The organism is Promineifilum sp. (SeqCode), assembly GCF_041918635.1.
In the GTDB taxonomy this organism is placed as follows: Bacteria; Chloroflexota; Anaerolineae; order Promineifilales; family Promineifilaceae; genus Promineifilum.
In genome coordinates this window covers 1-9,614 of record NZ_JAYRVJ010000016.1, presented here as the reverse complement: position 1 = coordinate 9,614, position 9,614 = coordinate 1, and the positions used below count along the sequence as shown (strand labels likewise).

10 protein-coding genes and 1 pseudogene are annotated in these 9,614 nt (G+C 65.4%); 8 read left to right on the top strand and 3 right to left on the bottom strand.

The window, feature by feature from the left end:
- Positions 1-507, top strand: a 507-nt coding sequence (locus ACE3UY_RS00740) for a non-canonical purine NTP pyrophosphatase (RefSeq protein WP_374685643.1), incomplete at its 5' end; no start/stop codon positions are given.
- On the opposite strand, the gene ACE3UY_RS00735 is transcribed toward ACE3UY_RS00740, so the two are convergent.
- The gene (locus ACE3UY_RS00735; protein WP_374685642.1) at positions 504-1,274 is read right to left on the bottom strand and encodes an alpha/beta fold hydrolase; all 771 of its coding nucleotides are present in this window, start codon (positions 1,272-1,274) and stop codon (positions 504-506) included. The two genes, ACE3UY_RS00740 and ACE3UY_RS00735, sit on opposite strands and share 4 nt — an antisense overlap.
- A gap of 90 nt (positions 1,275-1,364) precedes the next feature.
- Here ACE3UY_RS00735 and murA point away from each other — a divergent pair, with 90 nt between their 5' ends.
- The 7 genes and pseudogenes from murA (at position 1,365) to jag (ending at position 6,665) form a co-directional block, all read left to right on the top strand.
- On the top strand, positions 1,365-2,660 hold the full coding sequence (murA, locus tag ACE3UY_RS00730) for a UDP-N-acetylglucosamine 1-carboxyvinyltransferase (protein ID WP_374685641.1): 1,296 nt from the start codon (positions 1,365-1,367) through the stop codon (positions 2,658-2,660).
- Positions 2,661-2,821: 161 nt separating this feature from the next.
- Positions 2,822-2,953, top strand: a pseudogene (gene rpmH, locus ACE3UY_RS00725) (50S ribosomal protein L34); the annotation flags it as partial.
- 122 nt (positions 2,954-3,075) lie between these two features.
- Entirely contained in the window at positions 3,076-3,459 is a 384-nt protein-coding gene (gene rnpA / locus ACE3UY_RS00720; RefSeq protein ID WP_374685640.1) for a ribonuclease P protein component, read from the top strand.
- The gene (gene yidD / locus ACE3UY_RS00715) at positions 3,456-3,665 is read left to right on the top strand and encodes a membrane protein insertion efficiency factor YidD (protein ID WP_374685639.1); all 210 of its coding nucleotides are present in this window, start codon (positions 3,456-3,458) and stop codon (positions 3,663-3,665) included. Before rnpA ends, yidD begins: the two co-directional genes overlap by 4 nt.
- 12 nt (positions 3,666-3,677) lie before the next feature.
- A complete protein-coding gene (locus tag ACE3UY_RS00710; RefSeq protein WP_374685638.1) occupies positions 3,678-4,838 on the top strand; it encodes a PQQ-binding-like beta-propeller repeat protein in 1,161 nt (386 codons plus the stop codon).
- A 22-nt stretch (positions 4,839-4,860) separates the two neighbouring features.
- Positions 4,861-5,757 carry a YidC/Oxa1 family membrane protein insertase gene (locus ACE3UY_RS00705; protein ID WP_374685637.1) on the top strand — a complete coding sequence of 299 codons (897 nt, stop codon included), beginning with the start codon at positions 4,861-4,863 and terminating at the stop codon, positions 5,755-5,757.
- A gap of 5 nt (positions 5,758-5,762) precedes the next feature.
- Entirely contained in the window at positions 5,763-6,665 is a 903-nt protein-coding gene (gene jag, locus ACE3UY_RS00700; protein ID WP_374685636.1) for an RNA-binding cell elongation regulator Jag/EloR, read from the top strand.
- A gap of 87 nt (positions 6,666-6,752) precedes the next feature.
- On the opposite strand, the gene serA is transcribed toward jag, so the two are convergent.
- A complete protein-coding gene (gene serA / locus ACE3UY_RS00695; protein ID WP_374685635.1) occupies positions 6,753-8,324 on the bottom strand; it encodes a phosphoglycerate dehydrogenase in 1,572 nt (523 codons plus the stop codon).
- A gap of 113 nt (positions 8,325-8,437) precedes the next feature.
- Positions 8,438-9,565, bottom strand: a complete 1,128-nt coding sequence (locus ACE3UY_RS00690; RefSeq protein ID WP_374685634.1) for an alanine--glyoxylate aminotransferase family protein — start codon at positions 9,563-9,565, stop codon at positions 8,438-8,440.
- Positions 9,566-9,614 lie beyond the last annotated feature (49 nt).

Sequence of the window (9,614 nt, the reverse complement as noted above, 5' to 3'; positions counted from 1 at the left end):
GATGAGGCGGGCGTCGCCGAGGACGTGGCCGAGACGGGGGCCACCTTCCGCGACAACGCGATCCTGAAGGCTGTCGCCTACGCGCGGCAGACCGGCCTGCTGACGCTGGCCGACGACTCCGGCCTGGAGGTGGACGCGCTGAATGGGCAGCCGGGGGTCTACACGGCCCGCTACGGAGGGCCGGGGCTGTCGGCCGCCGATCGCTACCACTTGCTGTTGCGCAACCTGCGCGATACGCCGCCGGAGCGGCGAACGGCGCGTTTCCATTGCGTTGTGGCTCTGGCCGGGCCGGACGGCGAACTGCTAGGTACGGCCGACGGGGTCTGCGAGGGGGTGATCGCCGCCGCGCCGGCGGGGGTGGGCGGCTTCGGCTACGATCCGGTGTTCTACCTGCCGGAGCGCGGCCAGACGATGGCCCAGCTGGACGCGGCTGAGAAGCACCTCATCAGCCACCGCGGGCGGGCCGCGGCGGCCATCGCGCCGCTGCTGCGCCAACTGTTGAGCTAGCGCCCGCGCAAGGTGTTGATGAAGTCCGCCACCAGCTTCGCTACCTCGTCCGGCCGCTCCAGCATGGCGTAGTGGCCGACGCCCTCCAGCAACGCCAGCCGGGCGCGCGGCAGACCATCGGCCAGCGCCTTCATGAACGGCGGCGCGATCATGCGGTCTTGCGCGCCGCCGATGACCAGAGCGGGCACGGTGATGCTCGCCAATCGGCGGCGCGCGTCGAACTGGTTGCAGGCCAGGAAGTCGCCGAAGGTCGCCGTTGCGCCCGTGGCCAGCACGGCGGCCTTCATGCGCTCGCGCAGATCAGGCGAGGGAGCTTCGGCGAAGCCGTTATCGACAATAACGTCGGCCGCCTGATCCAGCGAGGTGATTGCGCCGCCCAGGAGCGGCTCGCCCACCGGCATCCGGGCGCTGGCGCCGATAAGTATGATGCCGCGCAGCGCCCGTGCCGGCTCCACGGCCATCGTCAGGGCGATAGCCCCGCCCATCGAATGGCCGGCCACGACAACTTCCTCCAGGCCCAGCGCGGTCATGAACGCCTCGACGACGGCCGCGTATTGGTCGATGCTGCGCCGGCCGGGCGGGGAGGAGCGGCCGTGGCCGGGCAGGTCGAGCGCCAGCACGCGGGTGTCGGCCAGTCCGCGCAGCGCGCCCGGCCAGACAAGGTGCGATCCGCCCGCGCCATGGAGCAGTAGCAGGGCTGGCCCCGGTTGCTCGGGCCGGTGATCGGCGTAGAACAGGTGGTGGTTGTCGAGGGTGAGCGTTGGCATAGGGGGATTGTACCCCGTTTGCCTACCCTTGACCCGCTGATACAATGGCGTGAACCGGGGAAACGCCGCTACCCGGTCGGGAAGAGAGCAATGAGTAAGTTCATCATCGAAGGTCGTCACCCCCTGCACGGCTCTATCACGGCCAGCGGCAACAAGAACGCGGCGCTGAAGCTATTGCCCGCCTGCCTGCTGACCGACGAGCCGGTGACGCTGCACAACATCCCCGCCATCCGCGACGTGGAAAACACCATTCTCATTCTGCGCGATCTGGGTGTGGAAATGACCGCGCTTGGCGACGGTAGCTGGCGCGTGCACGCTCAGAACGTAGCCAAGTGGCAACTGGATTCAACACTGGCCGCGCGCACGCGGGCCTCGTTCGTCTTCGCCGGCCCAATGCTGGCCCGCATGGGGCGCGTGAGCCTACCACTACCCGGCGGCGACGTGATCGGCGGCCGGCCGCTCGATACCCACGTCCAGGCGCTAACCGCTCTGGGGGCGCGCGTGGAGATGGGCCAGCGCGGTGTGTTCGAGATGGCCGCCGAGCGGTTGCGCGGCGCGGGCTACCTGCTGTTGGCCGAGACGAGTGTCACCGCCACGGAGAACGCCATCATGGCCGCCGTCCTGGCCGAGGGCGACACCGTCATCGACAATGCCGCCTGCGAGCCGCACGTCCGTGACCTGTGCCATTTCCTCAACCAGATGGGCGCGTGCATCGAGGGCATCGGCAGCAACCGGCTGACCATCACCGGCGTGGAGCGCCTGCACGGTACGGAGTACCGCATCGGCTCCGACTTCATGGAGGTGGGCAGCTTCATCGGCGCGGCCGTCGTCACCCACGGCGAGATTCGCATCTGCGACGCGCAGCCGCGCAACCTGGGCATGATCCGGCTGGTGTACGAGCGCATGGGCGTCCACTGGGTTGATGACGGCGACGACATCATCGTGCCGGCCGATCAGGAGTTGGTCATCCAGCAGGGGTTGGGCGGGCGCATTCCGGCTGTCAAGCCGCTGCCCTGGCCCGGCTTCCCGCCCGACCTGATGAGTATCGCCGTGGTCATGGCGACGCAGGCCACCGGCTCCATCCTGCTCCACGACTGGATGTACGAGAGCCGCTTCTTCTTCGTCGATCACCTGACTTTCATGGGCGCGCGCGTCGTGCTGTGCGATCCGCATCGGGTGCTGGTGCAGGGGCCGTCGCGGCTCTATGCCAACTCGGCCGGCGTGCCTAGCCCCGACATCCGGGCCGGCATGGCGATGGTGCTGGCGGCCCTGTGCGCCAAGGGTACGACCACCATTCACAACATCCAGCAGATCGACCGCGGCTACGAACGCATCGGTGAAAAACTGGCGGCGCTGGGGGCGACGATTACGCGGGTGGATGAGTAGCAGGTGGCTAAAATGCCGCCCGCGACAGTTGCCGCGCGTTGTCTGGTGCGCTATAATGAAGTATTGCTTCGCAGGCTCGCCGGCGAAGCGTTTAGCATCTATTTCAATTACTTGAAATGAAACAACAGGGCGCGAGGCCCTGTTTTTTTGGAGAGAATCACATGACCAAACGTACCTACCAGCCAAAAGTTCGCCGCCGGATGCGCATCCACGGCTTCCGGGAGCGGATGAGCACCAAGGGTGGCCGTGACGTGCTAAAGCGCCGCCGCGCCCGCGGCCGGCGCGTGCTCAGCGTGTCGATGAACGGCCATTCGAAGCGCGTGAACTGGAACGCCACGTCGGCCACGGCCTACCGCTCGGTGAAGCGCCACGGCGGCGGCTGATCCTGGTTGAGCCGAACCGTGTCCGATTTCACATGCTGCCGCCCCGCCATCGCCTTCGACGCGCGGCCGATGTGGCCCGCGTCAGACAGGGCCGCCGGTGGCAGCATCCGCTGGTCGTCTTGTTCGTGTCCGTCCAACCGGCGGAATCGTCGTCTGTCACCCGTTTTGCCTTCGCCGCCGGACGCCACGTGGGCAATGCCCCGCGGCGCAACCGGGTGAAGCGGAGGTTGCGGGAGATCGTGCGACTGCACCTTGACTACATAGCGCCGGGCCGCGACTGTCTGTTCCTGGCCCGCGCGGCGGCGGCAACGGCCGACTATGACGAGCTGGAGCATGCCGTGCTCGCGCTACTCGCGCGGGCCAGTTTGCGTACTGATGATAGCCCCGTCGATGGGAAGGGGGGATCGCCGTCATGAAATGGCTCGCCTTGCTGCTCATCCGGTTGTATCAGAATACGATTTCGCGCGTCATGCCGCCGAGCTGCCGGTTCACGCCGTCGTGCTCGGTCTATGGTTACCAAGCGATTGAAAAGTATGGCTTGTTCAAGGGCGGCTGGATGGCGGTGAAGCGCATCAGTCGTTGCCATCCCTGGCATCCCGGTGGCTACGATCCGGTCCCTTGACGGAGGTGTTCATTGCGACAAACGAGTCGGCCGCTGGCGCGGCCCGCGCTCTGGCTGCTACTGTTGGCTGCCGGCCTAATCTTACTGACCGCCTGTGGCGGTCGCATCACCAATACCAACTGGTCGGGCCTCTCCACCGACGGCGAGAGGGTCTATCTCGCCTTTGGGCCGCAAGTCATGGCCTTTGACCCCGCGACCCAGACACAAAGCTGGCTCTTCCCGACCGAACGCAGCGCCGTCAACTTCTTTGCCGCGCCGTCGGTCGAAGATGGGCGGGTCATCTTCGGCGACTATGGCCGCGCCGGCGGCCTCTTCTCGCCGCGCGTCACCGTGTCTATTCATGCCCTGGAAAATGCGGAATCCGGCGCGCCGCGCGAACTGTGGACGAACGCGAACGTGGCGACCGACAAAGTCGTTGCGCCCGCGCTGCAGGTGGGCGATCAACTCTTTGTCGGCACGGCTGATAACCACATTCTGGCCCTGAACGCCGTGGATGGCTCCCAACTATGGGATTTTGAGGCGGGTCACGCCATTTGGGGCCAGCCTGCTTATCGAGACGGGGTGCTCTACGTGGCCTCGATGGATCGCTCGGTGTACGCGCTGGACGCGGAAACGGGCGACCAGGTATGGGCGACGCGGCTGGAAGGCGCGCTGCCCAGCGGGCCGGTGCTGGGCGATGACCTGGTGTACGTCTCCAGCTTCGACGGCGGCGTTCACGCGCTCGACCTGTCGACGGGCGAGCCGCAATGGAAGGCGGAGGCCGTCGACGCCAACTGGGTCTGGGGCGCGCCGGCCGTGCAGGACGGGACGCTCTACTTCACTGACGTGCGCGGCAACCTGTATGCAGTGGATGCAGCGTCGGGCGAGACGCGGTGGACGAAAGCAATCGAGACAACGGATGTCTCGGTGCAGTCGAGTCCGGTGGTGGTAGATGATGCGATCTACGTCGCCGCGCAACGAGCCGGCGAGACGCCCAGCGGCGCGCTGACTGCTTATTCCGCGGCCGACGGCGTGCAACTCTGGTCACAGCCCACGGCCGCGCCTCTGTTCTCTACGCCCGTTGTCGTTGGCGATGCCCTGGTGGTCGCGCCGCAGAGCGCGAACGGCCTGCTGGTAGGATTCGACCTGGCCGGAGGCCAGGAACTCTGGCGCTACGCGCTGCCGGAGAGTTAACTGATCGCAGGAGAATGATACCATGTGGGATACTCTAATCGTTAACCCCATGATCAACGCCCTGCTGTTCTTCTATGACCTGCTGGGCAACAACTTCGTCCTGGCGATCGCCGTCTTCACCATCTTTATTCGGCTCATCACGCTGCCGCTCAATATGCGCCAGCAACGTTCGATGCTGAAGACGCAGGAGATGCAGCCGCAGGTACAGGCCATTCAGAAAAAGTACCGCGACAACCCGGCGAAGATGCAGGAAGAGTTTCGCAAGATCGGCTACAACCCGACGGAGAGTCTGGCGGGCTGTTTGCCGACGCTGATCCAGTTTCCCATCCTCATTGGTCTGTATCAGGCCATCACGACCATCATGGGGGCCACGCCCCAGTCGTTGTACGAATTGGCGCCGCGCGTCTACCCGTTCATCGATCTGACGAGTCTGGTTCCGGTCAGCAACAAGTTCTTCTGGCTCAACATGAGCCAGCCGGACCCGTTCTACGTCCTGCCGATTCTGGTGTTCGCCAGCATGTTCATTCAACAGAAGTTGCTGACGCCCCCGGTCAGCAAACAGGCGCAGCAGGACAACCCCGCGGCCAGCATGACGCAATCGATGCAGTACACGATGCCGCTCATGTTCGGCTTCTTCTCGCTGCAATTCCCGGCCGGCCTATCTGTCTACTTCATTCTGGCCAATCTCATCGGTATTGTCCAGGGGTATTACATGAAGCGCATCACCGATCGGGAGAAGGCGGAGCGGGCGGCGCGGGGCGTCACCAGCGCGCCAGTCGTAATCGACGCCGACGAGGACGGGGCGGCCAAGGCCAGCCCGAAAGCGAGGCAGTCGGCCAATGGCGCGGGTTACAGTAAGACCAAATCCACCAGCAGCCAAACGGCGGCCAAGCGGAAAAAACGTTCAGCCAAACGGTAAGGAATATGTCTCCAAGCAGCCATGAAATCGAATCACGCGGCGCGACCGTTGAAGCGGCCGTCGCCGCCGGACTGCTGCGCCTGGGCCTCCGGCGGGATCAGGTAACGGTTACGGTGCTCGACGAGGGCAGCCGCGGCCTGTTGGGTATCGGCAGCCGCGAGGCCATCGTGCGCCTGACCCCCAGCCCCGCGCCGAGCGCGCCACTGGCGGCCAAGCCGCCGCAGCCGCCGCCCACCGCCCGCCCACCGCAACCCCCACCGGCCCCCAAACCCCCCCAGCCGCCGGCCGCCAAACCACCGCAGCCGCCGGCGCCCGCGGCCAAAGCGCCGGAGCCTCGCCCCGCCGCGCCGCCGCGCCCAGCCCCGACCGCGGCGCCGGAAGAGACGCTCTTTGAGGGCGAGGAGGCCGCGCCCGCGCCGGCCACGGCTGACGAATTGACGGAAGAGCGCGACACGGCCATCGCCGTCCTGTCCGAATTACTGGATAAGATGCGTGTCTCGGCCGAGGTGCGCGGCTATCTGTCCGAAGTGGACGACGTGACCGGACAGCGCGTGAATATCATCGACATCGGCGGCGCGGACTTGGGCGTGCTGATCGGCCCGCGCGGCGAGACACTGGACGCGCTCCAGTTCATCGGCCGGCTGATGGTGGCCCACAAACTGCACCGCCGGGCTAATTTCGTGGTCGACGTGGAGGGCTACCGTCAGCGGCGCGCCCAGGCGTTGACGCGACTGGCCGAGCGCATGGCCGACAAGGCCCGCCAGCGCGGCGAGCCGATCACGCTGGAACCGATGTCGGCCTATGAGCGGCGCATCATTCACATGGCCCTGCGCGACGCGCCCGACGTGTATACCGAAAGCTCCGGCGAGGGGAAGCAGCGCAAAGTGCGCATCTATCCTAAGAAATAAGAAGAGAATCCACAGATTACGCAGATTATGAAGTTAAAAAGGGCCGCATGGAGCGGCCCTTTTTGTTTGTATCAGCGTGAGGTCGCGCTAAAGCTTGACGACCTTGGCCTGAGTGACGGCTTTGATCTCGTGCAGGGCGCGCAGCATAGGCTCGGTGGGCTCGCTGTCGAGGTTGATGAAGGATAGCGCCTCGCCGCCCGGCTTGTTCCGGCCCAGTCGCCATTCGCCGATGTTGACCTCGTAGGCCGCCAGCAGTGTGCCAACCTGGCCGATCACACCGGGCACGTCCCGGTTCTGCATGACCAGCACCACGCCTTCCGGCCGCGCTTCCAACGCATACTCGTCCACCTGAACGATGCGCGGCTGGCTGCCGGCGAAGAGGACGCCGGCCAGCAACCGCTCGCCGCCGTCCCACATGGCGCGGCAGGCAATGAGGTTGGGATAGTCCAGGGTGTGGATGCCGACCGTTTGTGAAGTCTCAATGCCGCGCTGGTGGGCCAGCAAAGGCGCGTTGATGTAGTTGACCGGCACGTCGGAATCCGGCTCCAGCAGCCCTTTCAAGAGGCCCGCGCCGATGGCGCGCACCAGCCCGGCCACCGCCTCGCCCTGCACCTCCACCTCGATGCGGCAAACGGGCTTGTCAGCCAGCCCGGTATGCAGGCGACCGAGCGTCTCAGCCAGCTCCAGGTAGGGCCGGACGGAGGCGAAATCCCCCTCGAAGTCAAAGGGCATGTTGACGGCGTAGGTGAAGTCCGCGCCGCGCAGAGCCGAGACGACCTGACCGACGATCTGGATGCCCACGTCGCGCTCCGCCTCGTAAGTGCTGGCCCCCAGGTGGGGCACGTGGACGACGTTGGGCAGGCTCAGCAGCGGATTGTCGGCCGGCGGCGGCTCCTTGGCGTAAACGTCCACAGCGGCGGCCTTCAGCTTGCCGCTGCGCAGCGCCTCGGCCAGCGCTTCTTCATCCACCAGCTTGCCGCGCGCGGCATTGATCAGCACCGCGCCGTCCTTCATCTGGGCCAGCGTGTCGGCGTTGATCAGCTTGGTCGTCGTGGGCGTCAGCGCGGCATGTAAGGTCACGTAGTCCGACTTGGCCAGCAATTCATCCATCTCGACCAGCATCACACCCAGGTCGCGCGCCGTCTCTTCGAGCGTGCTGGGGTCATAGACCAGCACGTCCATGCCGAAGGCGCGCGCCCGCTCGGCGACCAGCTTGCCGACGCGGCCGAAGCCGATGATGCCCAGCACCTTGCGGTAGAGCTGGTTGCCGACGAAGTCGCCGCGCCGCCACTCGCCCGCGCCGAGGGAGGCGTGCGACTGGGGGATATTGCGGCTGACGGCCAGCATCAGGCCGATGGCCAGTTCGGCCGTGGCGATGCTGTTGGCGCCAGGGGTGTTCATGACCACGACGCCGCGCATGGTGGCCGCGTTCACGTCGATATTATCCACGCCGACGCCGGCGCGACCGACGACGCGCAACTTTTGGCCGGCGGCCAGCACGTCGGCCGTCACCTGTGTGCCGCTGCGCACGATGAGCGCGTCGTAGTCCGGGATGGTCGCCAGCAACTCCTCCCGCGACATGCCGGTCTTCACGTCAAAGGCGATGTCGGCGAATTCCTTCAAGCGCTCCAGCGCCGCCGCCCCCAATTTATCTGACACGAGAATACGGTGCATAATCCTCTCTCTTAAGAAGCATCCACAGATTTCACAGATTACACAGATTATCAGAGAACAAATCTGTGTAATCTGTGGAATCTGTGGATTCTCTTCTCTTAGCCCGCCAGGAAATCATCCATGGCCGCGAACAGGGTCTCCAGTTCGTGCATCTGGGTGTCGCCCATGTGGGCGATGCGGAACGTCTTGCCTTTCAGATCGCCGTAGCCGTTGGAGATAATCATCCCCCGCGCGCGCAGGAACTTGTTCAGCGCGGCGATGTCGATCTCGCGGTTGTTGCTGATACAGGTCACGGTGGGCGACTCGTAGCCGGGCGCGGCAAAGATCTCGAAGCCCTTGCCCTTGGCCCACTCCAGCGTGCAGTCGCGCATAGCCAAATGGCGCTCGAAGCGGGCCTCCATGCTCTCGGCCATCATGTCGTCGAGCTGGCGATCCAGCGCGTAGAGCAGCGAAACGGCCGGCGTGGCCGGGGTCTGGTTCTTGGCCATCGATTTAGCCAGGCTGATGAAGTCGAAGTAGTAGCCGCGGGCGGGCACGGTCTTGGCCTTGGCCATGGCCCGGTCGGACACGGCGCAGAAGGCGATGCCGGGGGGCAGGGCAAACGCTTTCTGGCTCGACGCCAGGATAACGTCCAGGTCCCAGGCGTCCATCTCGATACGCGCGCCGGCCAGGCCACTGACGGCATCGACCAGGATCATGATGTCCTGGCCGTTGGGTAGGGCGCGGATGGCCTGGGCGATGTCGCGGATGGGGCTGGTCGCGCCGGTGCTCGTCTCATTGTGGACGAGGGTCACGGCGTCGAACTCGCCCGTCGCCAGCCGTTCCACGACCGGTTCCGGCAGGATGGGCTGGCCCCAGGGCACGTTGAGCACTTCGATGGCTTTGCCGTTCATCTCGACCACGTCGCTGAAGCGTTCGGCGAAAGCGCCGTTGACGCAGGTCAGCGCCTTCTTGTTGACGCAGTTGCGCGCGGCGGCTTCCCACAGTCCCGTGCCCGACGAGGCGGTGACCAGGACAGTCTGGTTGGTGAAGAAGACTTGCGACAGCTTGGGCTTGATGCTGCCGATCAGGTCGGCGCACTCTGGCATGCGGTGGCCGACCATCCACTGCGCCTGCGCGTCGAGGATTTCGGGACGTACTTCGGTGGGGCCTGGAATGAAGAGCTTGACGTGTTGCGGATTACGAGGCGAGGAATGCCCCTCGGAATTTGGATTCAAGGTGTTCATTGTTAAAGGTCACAACTCCTGTATGGATCAAGTAAGCGGCCTTGGTGCT